Below are 17,349 nucleotides of genomic sequence, written 5' to 3' on the forward strand. Positions count from 1 at the left end.
GCTTCAGGCTCCGGGTAAAGCCTGGATATCCTTCTGCTGCGCCTGATGGCTCAAAAGGCAAAGTGCAGAGGTCAATTTAGCAAGTTGGGCAGGGCTGATAATATAAGGCGGCATTAAATACAGCAGTTTGCCAAAAGGCCGGATCCAGACACCCAGTTCAATAAAAGCTTTTTGCATAGCGGCCACATCAACATTCTGTTTCATTTCGACCACACCAATAGCACCCAATACCCGCACATCAGCGACAAAAGGTGAAAGACGGCAGGGCGCTAGTTCCAATTTTAACTGCTGTTCTATAGCTGCGACTTGTGCTGGCCACTGGTTTTGTTGCACCAGTTGCAGGCTTTTCAGCGCTACGGCACAAGCCAGCGGATTGGCCATATAAGTAGGGCCGTGCATTAACGCAGGCACAGCACCTTGAGCTATACCATCTGCGACTTTATCGTTGCACAATGTGGCAGCAAGCGTCAGATAACCGCCTGTTAAGGCTTTACCTAAACAGATAATATCCGGGCTTATGTTTGCGTGCTGACAGGCAAACAATTTTCCGGTACGACCAAAACCTGTGGCTATTTCATCGGCAATCAACAGCACCTGATACTGATCGCATAGCCTTCGCGCTAGTTTTAGATAATCCGGATGATAAAAACGCATTCCCCCGGCACCTTGCAATATGGGTTCCAGAATAAAAGCGGCTAATTGCTGATGATGCTGTTCAAATAACGCGGTCAAAGCTGCCTCATCTTCAGCTAAAAAGTCGCCGCCAAACTGGCTTTTCGGCGCTTGGGCAAATAACTGCGGGATGATTTGATCTTTAAACATCGAATGCATGCCATCCACCGGATCGCACACCGACATAGCAGCAAAGGTATCGCCGTGATAACCCTTTTGAATGGTCAGTAACCGGCTTTTCTCCGGATGGCCTAACCCCAGCCAGTATTGCAGCGCCATTTTTATGGCCACTTCGACGGATATAGAGCCACTGTCGGCAAAAAAGACTTTGGTTAAACCCTGTGGCACCATCTCCAGCAATAACATGGCCAAGTCCACAGCAGGCTGGTGGGTGATACCGCCGAACATCACATGGCTCATTTTTTGGCTTTGCGCCACCAGAGCCTGATTCAGCTCCGGATGATTGTAGCCATGAATAGCCGCCCACCAAGACGAAGTACCATCAACCAAAGTTCTGCCATCTTCCAGCCTCAGCTCGCAGCCATGGGCACTCACTACAGGATAGACAGGCAAAGGTTTACTTAAAGAGGTGTATGGATGCCAGATATGCTGACGGTCAAACTCAAGATTAATGCTCATAAAATAGCCTGTAGTAAACTTTGCGAACTGGTTGGCGTTGACATGGCGCTAAGGGCCGATAGACTAACGGAAAATTTAAAAGACCACAATTTGTCTGTGGCTTGTCTTCGAGGAATTTTATGTCTGCAGTTTTACCACTTCGTCACGACTGGACTCTGGCTGAAGTAAATGCCTTATTTGCTTTACCTTTTAATGACTTAGTCTTTCAGGCGCAAACGGTGCATCGTCAGTTTTTTAAACCCAACGAAGTGCAGATCAGTACTTTGTTGTCGATTAAAACTGGTGCCTGTGCTGAAGACTGCAAATATTGCCCGCAAAGCGGCCATTACAATACAGGCCTTGAGCGTGAACGTTTGCTGGAAGTGGAAAAAGTGTTAACTCAGGCCAAAGCCGCGAAAGATAAAGGTGCCAGTCGTTTTTGTATGGGCGCAGCCTGGAGCAATCCAAAGCAGCGGGATATGCCGTTTCTGATGGAAATGGTCAAAGGCGTCAAAGAAATGGGTTTAGAAACCTGTATGACGCTGGGTAAACTTGATGCAGGTCAGGCGCAGGAGCTAAAACAGGCCGGTTTAGATTATTACAACCATAACCTGGATACCTCACCTGAGTTTTACGGTGAAATTATCACCACCCGTACTTATCAGGACAGATTAGACACGCTGCAGCATGTGCGTGATGCCGGTATGAAAGTTTGTTGCGGTGGTATTGTCGGGATGGGCGAGTCGGCGAACGATCGTTCCGCACTTTTAATGCAACTGGCGAATTTGCCAGAGCATCCACAAAGTGTGCCTATTAATATGCTGGTGAAAGTGCAGGGCACACCGATGGAAAATGTCGAAGACTTAGATGGCTTTGAGTTTATCCGCACTATTGCAGTCGCCCGTATCATGATGCCACAAAGTCATGTGCGTTTATCCGCTGGCCGTTCCCGCATGAACGAGCAAATGCAGGCGCTGTGCTTTTTATCAGGTGCTAACTCGATCTTTTACGGCGATAAGTTACTGACCACAGAAAACCCTGAGGCTGATGCGGATATGTTGTTATTCGCCAAGCTGGGTATCAATCCAGAACAGCGTCACGATGTATCAGACGAAGCCCACGAAGCGGCCTTAGCCGATGCCATTAAAGAGCAAAATACACCTTCATTGTTCCATAGCGCGGTGTAAGTGTAGTGATGGACAGGTTACAGCGCTTTGCGCAGCAAATTTCAGAGCGCAAAGTAGCTGGCTTGTATCGGCAGCATCCGGCTATTGATTCGTATCAGGGCCGTTTGCTGCAAAATAAGCAGGGCGCTTATCTTAATTTCTCCGGTAATGACTATCTGGGGTTAGCCACTGAACCACAGCTTATAAAAGCCCTGGCTGAAGGTGCTGAACGTTTTGGCGTCGGCAGTTCAGGTTCACCTTTGGTGACCGGGTTTCATTATGCGCACCGTGCTTTGTCTGATGCACTGTGCGACTGGCTGGGTGTGGACGATGTATTGTTATTTTCCTCAGGTTTTGCCGCCAATCAGGTGATGCTGCAGCATTTAGCCGATAAAACTGACCATCTGCTGTTGGATAAACTCTGTCACGCCTCGTTGATTGATGCAGCGATAAACGCTGACGCTGGCTATAAACGTTTTCCGCATCAGGATTTAGCCGCACTTGACATGCTGTTACAACGTTACCCGTCAGCTTTGGTGGTGACTGAAGGTGTGTTTAGTATGGATGGCGACAGCCCGGATTTAACTGCCCTATCTGCGCTTTGTAAAAGCAACAAAGCGGATTTATTGCTGGACGATGCTCATGCTCTGGGCGTGCTTGGTAACGAAGGAAAAGGCAGTTGGGATGCGCAGGGGCTTGAGTCCAGCGATATGCTCTGTCTGATGGCGAACTTTGGTAAAGCCTTAGCAGGTCAGGGCGCCTTTTTAGCAGGTTCAGCCACAGTGATTGATTATCTACGCCAGTTTGCACGGCATTATATTTACAGCACTGCGTTATCACCTGCTTTGTGCTGGGCGATGAGAACCTCCGTTGAATTAAGCCGCAGCCAGCAGTGGCGCAGAGACAAACTGAATGACAATATTCAGTTGTTTAAAACTCTGGCCGCTGGTGCTGGTTTGACTTTATTGCCATCCAACACTGCCATACAGCCGCTGATTATTGGCGATTCGGACAAAGCCATGCTGGTAAGCTCATCATTGAAAAAACAAGGCATTTGGTTAAGTGCCATACGGCCTCCGACAGTGCCGCAGGGTAGCGCCAGGTTACGCATTACTTTATCTGCTTTGCATCAGAGCGACGATATTCACTTTTTAGTACAAAAGCTGGAGCAATTGATATGAATGCTTTGGCATTGACGGACGACATTGCCCGTCATTTTGGTCGTGCCCGTGAGAGTTATGAACAGGCCGCACGTTTACAGCGGCTGGTTGCAGCTAAAGCTTTGACTTTATTAAAGCCAACAGATGGATTGTTGCTGGATTTAGGTTCCGGCCCTGGCTGGTTTCATCCCAAGCTAAAACAGCACTGCGCTGATTTAATAGCTCTGGATTTAAGTTTTGACATGCTGCAAAAAAGCAGGGCCTCGCAACAGGCCACCCTAGTGTTTCAGGCTGATGCTCAGTCTTTACCTGTCGCGAGTGAAAGCATAAACCGGGTCTTTTCCAGCCTGATGTTGCAATGGTGCGAACAACCACAGCTGGTGCTGCGAGAAATCAACCGTGTGTTAAAGCCTGGTGGTTCAGCAGTTATCAGTACCTTGCTCGATGGCACCTTGCAGGAATTTAAACAAGCCTGGGCGCAGGTCGACGGTCATCAGCATATCAATCAGTTTTTGTCTTTGGATTTTTATCAGCAGCTTGAGCTTCAACATCCGGAATTGGGCTTAACCTTGCAGACTGAACTGGTGCAATTGGACTATCCGGATGTACTGGCTTTAGCAAGGGAACTGAAAGATTTAGGCGCCAATACCGTGACCCATGGTCGTAATAAAGCCTTAACCGGCAAACAACGCTGGCAAAAAGTGCAGCAGGCTTATCCATCCCGTTGCATCGACGGAAGCATCAGTGCCAGTTATCAGGTGTTGTATCTGGTTCTTAGTAAACAAAGCATTGAGTAGAAAGAGAAGAATAAAAAATGCAGACAGTCTTTATCACAGGCACAGACACTGATGCAGGCAAAACTTATGTGGCGGTAGCCTTGCTACAAGGCTTAAAAGCGCTGGGGTATCGCACTGTGGCGCAAAAGCCAGTAGCAGCCGGAGTCAATGAGTCGGGCTTTAATACCGATGCTCTGCAATTGCAGCAGCATGCGACAGAGGCGCTTAGTTATCAGCAGGTGAATCCCTATTGTCTGACCGATGCTGTAGCCCCACATTTAGCTGCGGCAAAAGCCGGGCTATGTATCGAGCCTGCCGTTCTGACCACAGATCTGCAGCAACTCAGAAACACCAAGGCTGATATAGCTTTAGTTGAAGGTGCTGGTGGCTGGTTATTACCACTGGGTGATCACAGCACTATGGCGGATTGGGTGACAGAACTGCAATTGCCTGTGCTACTGGTGGTGGGGATGAAACTCGGCTGCTTAAACCACGCTTTATTGACGGTACGGGAAATTGAGCGCTCTGGCCTGAAGCTGCTGGGCTGGCTGGCTAATTGTATTGATCCGGACATGGCGTATCAGCAGGAAAATATCAACTATTTGCAACAAAAGCTGACAGCACCATGCCTTGGTGTTTTGCCTTACCAGTTCGAACCACAGATCAATACCTCTCTTGCCGCAGCCTTGATCAAACAGCTACAGAGCTGATGTGACACATCGCACCGACAGCTCCATTCATCTTTATTTACAATTGCTTGTCGCACTTTCATTGAAAAACGGCTTCTAAGCCATATAGTACAAGCAGTAGCTTAATAAACGAGGTATCTATGAAGCGAATTATACTGTTCTTAGCCACAAACCTGGCGGTGATGTTGGTGTTAAGTATTGTACTTAGCATTGTTTTCCGGGTGCTTGGCATTGATAGCCGTAGCATAGGCGGCTTGTTGGTGTTTGCAGCAGTATTTGGTTTTGGTGGCTCTTTCATTTCATTGTTTATGTCGAAATGGATGGCGAAACGCTCGACTGGTGCTGTGGTGATCACGCAGCCACGTAACGCTACAGAACAATGGTTGTTTGATACTGTGCGTCGTCAGGCTCAGCAGGCTGGTATTGGTATGCCTGAAGTGGCCATTTACGACTCACCTGAAATGAACGCCTTTGCTACAGGCGCAAGCCGCAACAATGCATTGGTCGCGGTCAGCACAGGTTTGATGCGCAATATGCGTGAAGAAGAAGTGGAAGCCGTATTGGCGCACGAAGTCTCGCACGTGGCCAATGGCGATATGGTGACACTGACGCTGATCCAGGGCGTGGTCAACACCTTCGTTATTTTCTTTGCCCGTTTAATTGCCGGTGCCATCAGCGGTAACCGCAATGATGAAGGCGGCAGCAGCAATGGTTTTGCTTACATGATGACTGTGTTTGTGCTGGAAATGGCCTTTGGTGTACTGGCAAGCATCATAGTGATGTGGTTCTCGCGTCAACGTGAATACCGCGCTGATGCAGGCGCTGCCAAACTGGTTGGTGCGAATAAAATGGTTGCAGCGCTGGAGCGTTTACGGAACAACCACGAAAGTCAGTTAGAAGGTTCGATGATGGCTTTTGGTATTGCCAGCAAACCAGCGACTTCTGAACTGTTTTTGAGCCACCCTCCACTGGAAAAACGTATTGCAGCATTGCGTGGTGATTTTTAAGCCAAAGTGTTAGCAACCTAGTACAAAGAGGAACTTCGGTTCCTTTTTGCTTTTATAAAACCTGTGTCAACACATCACCACCTGATTCCTGCCTGCAGCTTTGGCCTGATACAAAGCTTCATCCGCGGCCTGAATTAAGTTAAAGGCTGTGGTGCCGTGTTCAGGATAACAAGCTACACCAGCAGACAAGGTAATATTTACGGCCTGGTGTTTGGCAAATATCTGAGCTTGCTCCACATGTACCCGCCAGTTTTCGGCCAGATGTCTGGCTTGGGATGAAGTAGTGTTAGGTAAAATCACCAGAAATTCTTCCCCACCGTAGCGGAACAAAATATCTGTTCGCCGGCTTTGACGCAGCAAATGTTTTGCAACCATTTCTATCACTGTGTCGCCGGTCTGATGGCCGAACTGATCATTGAGTTGTTTAAAATGGTCCAGATCCAGCATCACAACAGCCAACGGTTTTTGGTTACGTCTGGCTAAGGCTAGCTCACGCTCCATAAATTCATTCAGGAAACGCCGGTTAAATAAATTGGTTAAAGGATCACGGATAGCTTGTTCACTAATGCGATTTTTCAGCTGCTCTATATCGGCTAGCCGCTTCTGGAGCTCAGTGTTCTGTTTTTTTTGCAACAGCAGGGCATTTTCCTGCTCACTGACATCTTGCATCACCAGCAACTGACTTAATGGATCCGAAGAGAGCGGCTGCTCCAGGTGCATTTTAAAATGCCGACAGCTGTCTGCGTCTGTGGCGAGGCACCAAAGCACCGGAGTTTGTGTCTGGAACAACAGCTGCAGTTGGTTGATAAAATCGGCAGGAAGCTGGTTCAACCCCTGAGATCTGGAAGTCACTTGCAGATCAAATAACTGCTGAAAGGCTTTGTTGCTTCGCAGCAGTTTTATGTTGTGACTGGTTTGACGTTGCAGCAATGCAAAGGGTATGGACAAGGACTGAAATAAGTCCGTCCAGCCAGGGCTAGTATCTGGTGTTGAGTGTCCTTTTGTCACAACATGCGCTGCTCTTCTGAGTTTGCCTGACTATAGAAAAAATCCGCTTAAAAATACAGCAACTTGTGCCAGAAACAGTCAGTTTATGCTGCTAAACAGCGGAATATAAAACGAACAGGCACTTTTGCTGGAAAAATTGTCAAATAAGGTCTAGTTTCTAGCAAAACAACGACAAAGGAAAAGACGAGATGCCTGTAAATTCACAACTGAATGACGAAATTCGTATTTTGACTTTATTTAATCTGGACACGTCGCTGGAAGGCATTAAGGCCCACAAATCAGCCGATCCTGGAGCCAAAGAGGCCATTGAGCGTTTACATAAAAAAGGCTTACTAACACAAGCTGATGGTGGTTATCTGACCGATTTGGGCCGCAACTGCGCCGAGCATTTACAAAGTGCGTTGCGTATTCTCAGTACTTAATAGTCCAAACCATTAATAGACAGTACGTTTAACCAACAGTACTGTTGTGTTTTGCCAATTGATGGAGCAGTTTGCGACACTGTTGCAACTGCTCGAGCTGCTCTGCAAACTCAAACTGCTGATAAGCCGATAAGAGTTCGTTTAGTTTTGTCGCCTGTAGTGGATAAAGTTGAATGAGTTGACGCAGGTAAGACTCCATACTTTGATAATCCGCCTTTTCGCCATAAGGCCGCAGTACCTTCAGTATGCGTTGTCGTAACAGAACATTCTGGCTTTGGTTGCTACGCTGTAGCCAAAGATAAATAACCAGCACCAATAGCAATGAAGTCATGATGCTGCCGCCTATCCATAACCAGGGCATAGTTTTAAAATAATGCCAGATAAAACGCTGCTCTGTCTGATCAAAACTCAGTACCCACACCGACCAGTAATAATCCAGCCATTCCAGTTGTTGCAGCCAGTGACCTAAAACACCACGTTGAAAAAACTGGTCTAAAAATTGTCGTTCAGACAAAGACAATGCATCAGATAAGCCCTGGGTTAAACGCAGCGGTGCCACTATGACTGTGGCGTCAAAACGTCGCCAATAGCCATCTTCCAGATACTCGACCCAGGCATGAGCATCTTTTTGTAATACCTGCAGATAATCGCCTTGAGCCTGCCATACGCCGCCCTGATAGCCTGCAACTACGCGGGCAGGAATACCAGCAGCGCGAAATAGATAAGCCGCAGCAGAAGCATAATGACCACAAAACCCCACTTTATGCTGAAATAAAAACTGATCCACCTGAGCTTGTTGGTTTAGCACGGGCGGGCGCAGACTGTAACTAAATTGCTGCTGTTCAAAGTACTGGTATAAAGCCTGTGCATAACCGGAGGCCGTTCTATGTTGTTGTTTTAGTTGGTGCGCCAGCGCACTGGCTTGCGGGTTGGTATGACGCAATACCAGATTGCGTTTTGCTTCCTCTGGGTTTTGTTGGGCAACAGCCGAACCATTTGAGGTCAGGCTATAAGAAAAACGTCTGCTGATTTGCTGGCGGCTTTCAATTAAACCGGCAGCAACAGTCTGGACTTGTCCTTGCAGTTGACTGACCTGGCCCAAACTAAACAGACTACGCTGAAAATGAGGTTCAACCACCAGCTGATATCGATAGCGTCCTGGTGTTGCCAAAGGTGGCTGTGACGCACGCTGTAAATCGGGTAGCCAGTCCTGACCATTAAAAGTTTCAAATACTTTGGCCCGCCAGTAGAGTTCATGCTGGGCAGGTTTTTCATCTGCAAATTCAACCCTGAATGCCAGGCTATCGTTTTGCACTAATCTTTCCAGTCCTCCCAACGACAACTCATCGGCCAAACCAGTTTGAGCCTGATGCTGGCGTTCTGTTTGCCATAAAGGCGGTAACCTCGGAAACAATACAAATAGAGCAATACACAAAGGCATCACCCAAAGCAGCAAACGAATGTCGGTCCAGCGAAATTGTCGTTGCTGCACTGGAGCAAACAGCAGGTAATGTAGATACAAATTGCAGAAAAATAACAAAAACACGGCGCTGGCAAACCATAGACTTTGATTCAACATAAAGCCTGTAGTGATTAAAAAATACTGCACCCACAGCAGTTTTTTGGCGTGTTGGAGCTCAGAATGAATAGAAAAAAGCCGCAATGCGGCTGAAAAAAACAACAACTGAAGCATGGAGTCCTGCATATCCTGTTGCCATAGCTGCGAAAGCAACAACAGGCACAACATAACAGCCAGTGCATTGATGGTCATCATCCTGACTTTTTGCTGTGCTTTGAAGCTGATGTATTTAAACAGCAGTATGCCAATCAGCACCAGACTGGACCACCAGCTTAAGCCCTCCTGCAACAGCGCCAGTAACATCAGTTGCAACAGCAAGGCGGTGGGAATAAAAGCCGGATTTAGCATAAGACCAAGGCCTGTAAACAACGATGCAAATGAGCCTGGCCCTGATCCGGTCCAATGGTGCCAGTTGCAGTGATCAGGCAGTAACTTTCGCCTTGTTGTTCATACTGGTGCAGCAAGAAGCAAAAATCTGACAGCTGCAACTCTAAAGCAGCACCTGTGGCAGTGACTATAAGTGTCTTAGGTAAAGCAGGAGTACTGGACTCTGAATTCTGCCGAACCACAGGTTGCCAGGGATTTTTTGCTAATCGTTTCCAGTCGATGCTCGAAGCCGGATCACCGGGCAGATAAGGTGCCAGTTGATCAGGTTGATCGAGGATCTGCTGACGTGGCGCGGCATTACTATTTTTTGATACGGAGGGAGTCGGGTACACCCAATAAGCTTGTTGCAACTGAATATAGGTCCAGCACCGAATCAAACCAAAAGGATAATAAGACTCGAGCTTAAAGCGTTGTAGCTGATAAAACCCCCGCGGACGTGGATACAGCTCCAGCTGCACCAGCTCGGGCAGAGTTTCAAATAAAAGTGCTTCAAACTCGTTACCTGAAAAAAGCAGCATTTTTTTATCTTGTGCATGGCTTAAGGCTAAGCTCAGAGTCAGGTTTTGACTGGCATAGGTGTGTAACGGCATAGTGAGAGGTGGGCTGGTTTTTAGCTGTAATTTATACAGATTAAAAAATGCGGCCAGAATGCAGCAACAGAATAGTGACAGCAGCAGATAAGCGCAAAGCAGGATCAGGTTGTTTTGATAGTTGCTGCCAAAGACGTATAACAAGATGATCAGCAGCACAAACCAGGCACCATAAGTACTGGGGAAGACATAAAGCAAATGCTGACGCAAGGTGAGTTCAGTGGCGGCAGGCTGACGTTGCTCCAACCAGCGATCAAACCGCTGCCAGAGTTTCTGCTTAATTTTTTGCCACATTGTCATCTTTAGCATCATAGAGGGCAAGGCACCTTGCGCAGTAATTGCAAACTAAGGCTTTGGTTGTCTCTGGAGGAACCAGGATTGAGCCGGTGTTCTGCCACAGAAGGAAATACCTGCTGTACATCCTCTGCTGTGGCGTAGTGACGACCAGACATTAACGCAAAAGCTTTGCTGGCTCTTAGTAACGCTTTGGCTGCCCGTGGTGAAAGTGGCAGGCAATCCTGTTGCTGCCTGCTTTGTGTTACCAAGGCTAGCAGATAATCAAGCAAGGCATCACTGACTTTGATCTGAACCACTTGCTGTTGCAATAACAGCAATTGCTGCTCGTTAAGACAAGGGTTCAGACCTTCTAAACGGGATTGGCCCTGATCCTGCTGCAGAATTAGTTTTTCGGTCTGCAGATCCGGAAAGCCAAGGGCAAGGCGCATCAGAAAGCGGTCGAGTTGTGATTCAGGTAAGGCATTGGTTCCGGCGTGGAACAAAGGATTTTGGGTGGCTATAACAAAAAAGGGCTTAGGCAAAGCATAAGATAATCCATCGACAGAGACCTGCTTTTCTTCCATGGCTTCGAGTAAAGCACTTTGAGTGCGGGGGCTGGCTCTGTTGATTTCATCGGCCAACAAAATCTGACTAAAAATAGGGCCGCTGCGAAATTGAAACTCCTGAGTGTCTCTTAAAAACACCGATTGTCCCAGCAGGTCTGCAGGCAACATATCATTAGTAAACTGTACTCTTTTGTAATGAACACCCAAACTTAACGCCAGCGCATGGGCGAGGGTGGTTTTGCCTAAACCTGGCAAATCTTCAATCAATAAATGGCCTTCAGACAATAAACAACACAAGGCCAATCGCACCGCCTGAGGTTTGCCTAAGATCACCTGATTCAGCTTCTGCTCTAACTGCTGTAAAGCCTGAATTCCCGCCATAAAAGCTCCATGTGTAACGCAGTGTTCAATAGTAAAACACAGCTAAAAAAGGCTTGATATTTTCAGATGTTTAGACATCTGGGTGTTTTTGCCGATAAATTTCGGACTATTTATACATTTCAGCGCAATATACTCATTTAAGCATTGAATTTAGCCGCCAATAAATTTACTTTGTCTGCGGATAAATAACCTAGCGACATTAACTATCAACTCAGAATTATAGGACTACTTAAAGTGACGACCTGGACGCCTCAAAGTTGGCGAGCTTTTCCAATCCAACAACAACCTCATTACGATGATCAGGCTTTACTCAGCACTGTTGAGCAGCAATTGCACAAATATCCGCCTTTGGTGTTTGCGCAAGAGACTCGTGATCTCTTTAGTCAGCTTGGACAAGTGGCTGAAGGCAAAGCATTTTTACTGCAAGGTGGCGATTGTGCGGAAAGCTTTAGTGACTTTAATGCACCAAAAATTCGTGACACTTTTAAAGTATTGCTGCAAATGGCTGTGGTACTTACCTTTGCCGGCGGTTGTCCTGTAGTCAAAGTAGCACGTATGGCTGGCCAATACGCCAAGCCTCGTTCCAGCGATTTAGAAACCATAGCTGGTGTATCTCACCCCAGCTACCGTGGTGACATAGTCAACAGCTTTGAATTTACAGCAGAAGCCCGTAAGCCAGATCCAAACCGTTTAATGACGGCTTACCATCATTCTGCAGCTACCTTAAATTTGTTACGTGCTTTTGCACAAGGTGGATTAGCTGACTTGCATCAGGTCAGCCGCTGGAATCTGGGTTTTGTCGATGCAAATCCACTGAAGGGCCGCTATCAGGATGTTGCTCAGCGCATTCAGGAAGCGCTGCGTTTTATGGAGATTTGTGGTATCACGGCGGAAAATTCACCTTCTATTCGTGAAACTTCTCTGTATACCTCGCATGAAGCCTTGCTGCTGAACTACGAAGAGGCTTTAACTCGCCGCGATTCGTTAACAGGTGAGTGGTACGACTGTTCAGCCCATATGGTCTGGATAGGTGAGCGTACCCGTCAGTTGGATCATGCTCATATTGAGTTTTTCCGTGGTATCAAAAACCCTGTGGGTGTGAAAGTGGGCCCTGGTATGGATGAAGTGGATTTATTGCGTTTAATTGACGCGTTAAACCCGGAAAACATTCCTGGCCGTCTGACCTTAATCACCCGGATGGGCGCTGATAAGCTGGCTGAAAAATTACCTGCTTTAGTGCGTCGGGTTGAGCGCGAAGGCCGTAAAGTGGTTTGGAGTTCAGACCCAATGCACGGCAATACAGTCAAGGCCAGTAACGAATACAAAACCCGTGATTTTGAAGCCATCTTGCGTGAAATCCGTTATTTCTTTGCGGTGCATCAGGCGGAAGGCACTCATGCCGGTGGTATTCACCTGGAAATGACAGGCGATAACGTCACCGAATGTACGGGCGGCGCTTATGGCTTATCAGAAAACGATTTAAGCAAGCGTTACACCACTCAATGTGACCCGCGCTTAAATTCAGATCAGGTGCTGGAGCTGGCTTTCCTGATCGCAGATACCCTTCGTGCGGTTCGCAAATAAAAATACCACTGCTGAACTGCTGTCTGATGTTTCAGCCAGCAGTTCAGCTCCTCTGCGTGTTGCCATAGTTGGAGCTGGTGCTATAGGTTGTTACCTCGGCACCATGCTTTCTCAGTCTCCTGCTTTTGAAGTGTTTTTTATCGGGCGCGAAAGAATGGCGCTTGAAGCTGCAGCTTATGGTTTAACAGCTCAGGATTTAAATGGCGCCTGTTATCGGCTTGCATCACCTGCTGTTTATACTGAACTTGAAGTGCTTCGTAGTGCAGATCTGGTGCTGGTTACAGTCAAAGCGTTGGATCTGGAATTAGTCTTACCCCAGCTTGTGTATCATCTTTCGGCCGATTGCATAGTCGTCGCTTTGCAAAATGGTGTGGCGATCAGGCCATTGTATCAGCAGTTTTTAACTCAGACAGTGATCCGTGCCATAGTGCCATTTAATGTGGTGAAAATAAGCCCTGGCTTTTATGCCCGCACTACGGGTTCGGACATGATTTGRCAACAGACTGCCGATGTACGCATTTTGGCTGCCCTGACGCAGTTGGAACGTCAGGGCATCAAGTCAAAACAACAAGACAGTATGAAAGCGGCTGAGTTTGGCAAATTGTTGCTCAACCTGAACAATGCCATTAACGCTTTATCTGATATTCCATTACAGCAGCAATTGTTACAACGACCTTACCGGCGATTACTGGCAGCAGCCATGCGTGAGCTGCTGGATTTATGCCGCCGTCTTCAGATTGATACCTACTCTTACACCAGCATTCCTAACAGCTACATTCCGTTGTTGTTACAAAGCCCCAACTGGTTATTCAAGCGACTGGCAAAAAAAATGCTGGCCATATCCCCTGATGCGCGTTCTTCCATGTGGGATGATCTTAAAGCAGGCAAAGCCACTGAAATCGACTTTCTCAATGGCGCTGTTGTCACTTTGGCTGAACAACTGAAGCTGGATGCGCCAGTTAACAGATTGCTGGTGCAGTTGGTAAAACGTAAAGAACAAGGCGAACCGATCCGCCTTTGCCCCTTGCATGCACTGCAGTTACTGCAAGAGGCCAGCGGCAGCGAAAAAACTTAATACTTTTGACGTTTTAAACCGGTTTGCGACAAAATTTTCGCCGAAATTTCCTCAATGGATAAATGAGTCGAATTTAGAAAAGGAATTTTTTCTTTCTGATACAAAGCTTCTACTTCATCCAGCTCCAGTTTGCATTGGCGTAATGACGCATACTTGCTGCCTGGGCGACGCTGTTCACGGATTTTGCTTAAACGTTCAGGGGTAATGGTCAGGCCAAAGAGTTTGCCTTTTTGCGCCTTAAGTTCAGGCGGCAACCGCAGCATATCCATATCTTCCTGCACAAAAGGGTAGTTGGCCGCTTTAATGCCGTACTGCAAAGCCAGATACAAACTGGTTGGGGTTTTACCAGAGCGACTGACGCCTACTAAAATAATATCTGCCTTGGCGTACTCTTTTAAATTCACTCCATCGTCATTCGCCAATGCGTAGTTCACTGCATCAATACGAAAATCATAAGTTTTTTCATGAATGCTGTGGGTGCGGTGGGTTTTTGGCATAGCCGCTATGCCTAATTCTTTTTGCATAGGCTCAATAAAGGCATTTAAAAAGTCATAACAGACCCCATCGCTGCTGTTAATGATCTGCCGTAATTCTTCATCGACAAAGGTCTGAAAAATCAAAGGGCGAATTCCGGTAGTTTTATAACGATCGTTTATCCGTTGTTTGGCTTGTAATGCGATCTCTGCAGTTTCAACAAAAGAGATGGTGACATGGTCAAATTCGGCCGGAAACAGTGACAGCAGAGCGTGTCCGAACACTTCGGAAGTAATGCCTGTGCCATCAGATATATAAAAGGCTGTTCTCACGCTTTTCTCCATTTTGTCGTTATTAAATTACATTAAAAATTAAGGTTTTATTTAACTTTGGTGCCAGTGTAGAATTGGCTTGCTTATGTGGCTCGTCATGTAAGCTTACATAACCTGCAACAAAAATTGGAGACTCATTGTGCAAGAATTCGTTGTTTGGTACCAGGACCTGGGCATGCACGACGTTCCTCGCGTTGGTGGTAAAAATGCTTCATTGGGTGAAATGATCAGTAACCTGGCAAATGCAGGGGTACAAGTTCCGGGTGGTTTTGCCACTACAGCTTATGCCTTTAATCAATTTCTTGAACAGAGTGGTCTTAACGAGCGTATTTATCAAGTGTTGGACGGCCTCAACGTTGATGATGTAAATGCCCTTGCAAAAGCTGGTGCGCAAATTCGCCAATGGGTAATTGATACGCCATTTCAGGCTGAATTTGAGCAAGCCATTCAAACTTCCTATCAACAGCTGCAACACGATTGTGCTGAAGATGTCTCCTTTGCAGTGCGTTCATCAGCCACAGCTGAAGATATGCCGGATGCTTCTTTTGCTGGTCAGCAGGAAACTTTTTTAAACGTCCGTGGTTATGTTTCTGTCATCGAAGCCATTAAACACGTATTTGCTTCTTTATTTAATGACCGTGCTATTTCTTATCGTGTACATCAGGGCTATGACCACCGCGGTGTGGCTCTGTCTGCTGGTGTTCAGCGTATGGTGCGTTCAGACTTATCCGCCTCAGGCGTGATGTTCAGTATTGACACTGAATCAGGTTTTGAAGATGTGGTCTTTATCACGTCCTCTTATGGTTTAGGTGAAATGGTAGTGCAGGGCGCAGTCAACCCTGACGAGTTTTATGTGCATAAACCTACAGTGATGGCGGGTCGTCCTGCTGTGGTGCGCCGTAATTTAGGCAGCAAGCTGCTGCAGATGGTGTACTCAAAAGACTTAAGCCATGGCAAACAAGTGGTCATCGAAGATGTGCCTGCGGCAAATCGTCAGAAGTTTTCACTGACTGACGCTGAAGTGCAGGAACTGGCGAAACAAGCCATTATCATCGAAAAGCACTATGGCCGCGCCATGGACATCGAATGGGCTAAAGATGGTCAGGACGGGAAGCTGTATATAGTTCAGGCTCGTCCTGAGACGGTGCGTAGCCGTGAAGACAGCAACGAGATGGAACGCTTCCAACTGCAAGGCACAGCGGCTGTGGTTGTGGAAGGTCGTGCCATAGGTCATAAAATTGGTTCAGGTAAAGCCAAGGTATTGGCCAGCATCGCCGATATGGATCAAATTCAGCCAGGTGATGTATTAGTCACCGACATGACAGACCCGGACTGGGAACCTATCATGAAACGTGCTTCTGCCATTGTGACTAACCGTGGTGGCCGTACCTGCCATGCCGCTATTATTGCGCGTGAATTGGGTATTCCAGCTGTAGTGGGTTGTGGCGATGCCACCAAAAAAATCAAAAATGGTCAGGAAGTCACAGTGTCCTGCGCCGAAGGCGACACGGGTTTTGTCTACGAGGGTATTTTAGGTTTTGACGTGATGACCTCACGTGTAGACAAAATGCCAGCGCTGAAGATGAAAATTATGATGAACGTCGGTAACCCTGAGCGTGCTTTTTCCTTTGCCAAGTTGCCTCATGCCGGTATTGGTTTGGCCCGTTTGGAATTTATTATCAACCGTATGATTGGTGTGCACCCTAAAGCGCTGCTGAACTTTGATGCTCAAACCGATGAGCTGAAAGCCACCATCAGTCAGATGATGGCAGGTTACAGCTCTCCGGTTGAGTTTTACACTATGAAGCTGGTTGAGGGTATTTCTACGCTTGCAGCGGCTTTCTCGCCAGAGCGGGTGATAGTGCGGATGTCCGACTTTAAATCAAACGAATACGCCAACCTGGTCGGTGGTCGTCAGTACGAGCCACACGAAGAAAACCCGATGATTGGTTTCCGTGGTGCGTCGCGTTATATCTCTGAAGATTTCCGCGACTGTTTTGCCATGGAATGTGAAGCCTTAAAACGGGTTCGTAACGAGATGGGCTTTACCAATGTGGAAGTGATGATCCCATTCGTTCGCACACTGGAAGAAGCCAAGGCTGTGATTGAACTGCTGGAAGCTCATGGTTTAAAACGCGGTGATAATGGCTTAAAAGTTATTATGATGTGTGAATTGCCATCGAACTGCTTACTGGCAGAAGAGTTCCTTGAGTACTTTGATGGTTTCTCCATCGGCTCAAATGACTTAACCCAGCTGACCTTAGGTTTGGATCGCGACAGTGGTTTAATAGCGCATCTGTTTGATGAACGTAACCCTGCTATTAAAAAGCTGTTGTCTATGGCGATTCAAACCGCCAAAGCCAAAGGCAAATACGTGGGTATCTGTGGTCAGGGCCCTTCGGATCACGAAGACTTTGCTGCATGGCTGATGGATCAGGGCATAGATTCAGTGTCATTAAACCCGGATACCGTATTGGAAACCTGGTTGTATCTGGCGGAAAAATACGGTCAGTAAGTTAAGCTGATAGAACCAAAAGCCAGCCTTGATGCTGGCTTTTTCTTTTTGGGAAATTAGCTATTTAATTGA

Annotated in this window: 15 protein-coding genes; 9 read left to right on the forward strand and 6 right to left on the reverse strand. The window is 47.1% G+C overall.

Annotated features, from left to right (window positions below):
- Window positions 1-3: 3 nt before the first annotated feature.
- Entirely contained in the window at window positions 4-1,311 is a 1,308-nt protein-coding gene (gene bioA / locus P3C17_RS16500; protein ID WP_300930461.1) for an adenosylmethionine--8-amino-7-oxononanoate transaminase, read from the reverse strand.
- Window positions 1,312-1,430: 119 nt separating this feature from the next.
- Here bioA and bioB point away from each other — a divergent pair, with 119 nt between their 5' ends.
- The 5 genes from bioB to htpX all read left to right on the forward strand — a co-directional run bounded on the left by bioB (window position 1,431) and on the right by htpX (window position 6,088).
- Window positions 1,431-2,477: a biotin synthase BioB gene (bioB, locus tag P3C17_RS16505; RefSeq protein WP_300930462.1), complete on the forward strand. Its 1,047-nt coding sequence runs from the start codon at window positions 1,431-1,433 to the stop codon at window positions 2,475-2,477.
- Window positions 2,478-2,485: 8 nt separating this feature from the next.
- On the forward strand, window positions 2,486-3,637 hold the full coding sequence (locus P3C17_RS16510) for an 8-amino-7-oxononanoate synthase (RefSeq protein ID WP_300930463.1): 1,152 nt from the start codon (window positions 2,486-2,488) through the stop codon (window positions 3,635-3,637).
- Window positions 3,634-4,413: a methyltransferase domain-containing protein gene (locus P3C17_RS16515; RefSeq protein WP_300930464.1), complete on the forward strand. Its 780-nt coding sequence runs from the start codon at window positions 3,634-3,636 to the stop codon at window positions 4,411-4,413. The genes P3C17_RS16510 and P3C17_RS16515 overlap by 4 nt, the downstream gene beginning before the upstream one ends.
- Before the next feature lie 17 nt (window positions 4,414-4,430).
- Window positions 4,431-5,102 carry a dethiobiotin synthase gene (gene bioD, locus P3C17_RS16520; RefSeq protein ID WP_300930465.1) on the forward strand — a complete coding sequence of 224 codons (672 nt, stop codon included), beginning with the start codon at window positions 4,431-4,433 and terminating at the stop codon, window positions 5,100-5,102.
- 119 nt (window positions 5,103-5,221) lie between these two features.
- Window positions 5,222-6,088 (forward strand): protease HtpX, encoded by an 867-nt coding sequence (htpX, locus tag P3C17_RS16525; protein ID WP_300930466.1) that lies wholly within the window; start codon window positions 5,222-5,224, stop codon window positions 6,086-6,088.
- Window positions 6,089-6,154: 66 nt separating this feature from the next.
- Here the strand turns inward: htpX and P3C17_RS16530 are convergent, their stop codons facing one another.
- Window positions 6,155-7,096: a GGDEF domain-containing protein gene (locus tag P3C17_RS16530; RefSeq protein ID WP_300930467.1), complete on the reverse strand. Its 942-nt coding sequence runs from the start codon at window positions 7,094-7,096 to the stop codon at window positions 6,155-6,157.
- 188 nt (window positions 7,097-7,284) lie between these two features.
- On the opposite strand from P3C17_RS16530, the gene P3C17_RS16535 reads away from it, so the two are divergent.
- Window positions 7,285-7,518 (forward strand): TIGR02647 family protein, encoded by a 234-nt coding sequence (locus tag P3C17_RS16535; protein ID WP_008897422.1) that lies wholly within the window; start codon window positions 7,285-7,287, stop codon window positions 7,516-7,518.
- 28 nt (window positions 7,519-7,546) lie between these two features.
- Here the strand turns inward: P3C17_RS16535 and P3C17_RS16540 are convergent, their stop codons facing one another.
- From P3C17_RS16540 to P3C17_RS16550, 3 genes are read right to left on the reverse strand one after another with little or no spacing between them, the layout of a single operon-like run.
- On the reverse strand, window positions 7,547-9,445 hold the full coding sequence (locus P3C17_RS16540) for a DUF3488 and transglutaminase-like domain-containing protein (protein WP_300930468.1): 1,899 nt from the start codon (window positions 9,443-9,445) through the stop codon (window positions 7,547-7,549).
- The gene (locus P3C17_RS16545) at window positions 9,439-10,374 is read right to left on the reverse strand and encodes a DUF58 domain-containing protein (protein WP_300930469.1); all 936 of its coding nucleotides are present in this window, start codon (window positions 10,372-10,374) and stop codon (window positions 9,439-9,441) included. The genes P3C17_RS16540 and P3C17_RS16545 overlap by 7 nt, the downstream gene beginning before the upstream one ends.
- 8 nt (window positions 10,375-10,382) lie before the next feature.
- Entirely contained in the window at window positions 10,383-11,297 is a 915-nt protein-coding gene (locus P3C17_RS16550) for an AAA family ATPase (RefSeq protein WP_300930470.1), read from the reverse strand.
- A gap of 234 nt (window positions 11,298-11,531) precedes the next feature.
- On the opposite strand from P3C17_RS16550, the gene P3C17_RS16555 reads away from it, so the two are divergent.
- Both P3C17_RS16555 and P3C17_RS16560 read left to right on the forward strand, forming a co-directional pair.
- A complete protein-coding gene (locus P3C17_RS16555; protein ID WP_008897426.1) occupies window positions 11,532-12,881 on the forward strand; it encodes a 3-deoxy-7-phosphoheptulonate synthase class II in 1,350 nt (449 codons plus the stop codon).
- A complete protein-coding gene (locus P3C17_RS16560; protein ID WP_300930471.1) occupies window positions 12,865-13,956 on the forward strand; it encodes a 2-dehydropantoate 2-reductase in 1,092 nt (363 codons plus the stop codon). The genes P3C17_RS16555 and P3C17_RS16560 overlap by 17 nt, the downstream gene beginning before the upstream one ends.
- Here the strand turns inward: P3C17_RS16560 and P3C17_RS16565 are convergent.
- Window positions 13,953-14,762 (reverse strand): pyruvate, water dikinase regulatory protein, encoded by an 810-nt coding sequence (locus tag P3C17_RS16565; RefSeq protein WP_300930472.1) that lies wholly within the window; start codon window positions 14,760-14,762, stop codon window positions 13,953-13,955. The two genes, P3C17_RS16560 and P3C17_RS16565, sit on opposite strands and share 4 nt — an antisense overlap.
- A 139-nt stretch (window positions 14,763-14,901) precedes the next feature.
- Between P3C17_RS16565 and ppsA the strand changes: the two genes are divergently transcribed.
- Window positions 14,902-17,277 carry a phosphoenolpyruvate synthase gene (gene ppsA / locus P3C17_RS16570; protein WP_300930473.1) on the forward strand — a complete coding sequence of 792 codons (2,376 nt, stop codon included), beginning with the start codon at window positions 14,902-14,904 and terminating at the stop codon, window positions 17,275-17,277.
- Window positions 17,278-17,349: the final 72 nt, after the last annotated feature.

This window comes from Rheinheimera sp. 1928-s (assembly GCF_029269265.1).
Taxonomy (GTDB): Bacteria; Pseudomonadota; Gammaproteobacteria; order Enterobacterales; family Alteromonadaceae; genus Pararheinheimera.

Coding starts and splice junctions, on each gene's coding strand:
- P3C17_RS16510 (WP_300930463.1), top strand. CDS start 2,486: ATGGACAGGTTACAGCGCTTTGCGCAGCAAATTTCAGAGCGCAAAGTA.
- P3C17_RS16540 (WP_300930468.1), bottom strand. CDS start 9,445: ATGCTAAATCCGGCTTTTATTCCCACCGCCTTGCTGTTGCAACTGATG.
- htpX (WP_300930466.1), top strand. CDS start 5,222: ATGAAGCGAATTATACTGTTCTTAGCCACAAACCTGGCGGTGATGTTG.
- P3C17_RS16535 (WP_008897422.1), top strand. CDS start 7,285: ATGCCTGTAAATTCACAACTGAATGACGAAATTCGTATTTTGACTTTA.
- bioD (WP_300930465.1), top strand. CDS start 4,431: ATGCAGACAGTCTTTATCACAGGCACAGACACTGATGCAGGCAAAACT.
- bioA (WP_300930461.1), bottom strand. CDS start 1,311: ATGAGCATTAATCTTGAGTTTGACCGTCAGCATATCTGGCATCCATAC.
- bioB (WP_300930462.1), top strand. CDS start 1,431: ATGTCTGCAGTTTTACCACTTCGTCACGACTGGACTCTGGCTGAAGTA.
- P3C17_RS16550 (WP_300930470.1), bottom strand. CDS start 11,297: ATGGCGGGAATTCAGGCTTTACAGCAGTTAGAGCAGAAGCTGAATCAG.
- P3C17_RS16545 (WP_300930469.1), bottom strand. CDS start 10,374: ATGACAATGTGGCAAAAAATTAAGCAGAAACTCTGGCAGCGGTTTGAT.
- P3C17_RS16515 (WP_300930464.1), top strand. CDS start 3,634: ATGAATGCTTTGGCATTGACGGACGACATTGCCCGTCATTTTGGTCGT.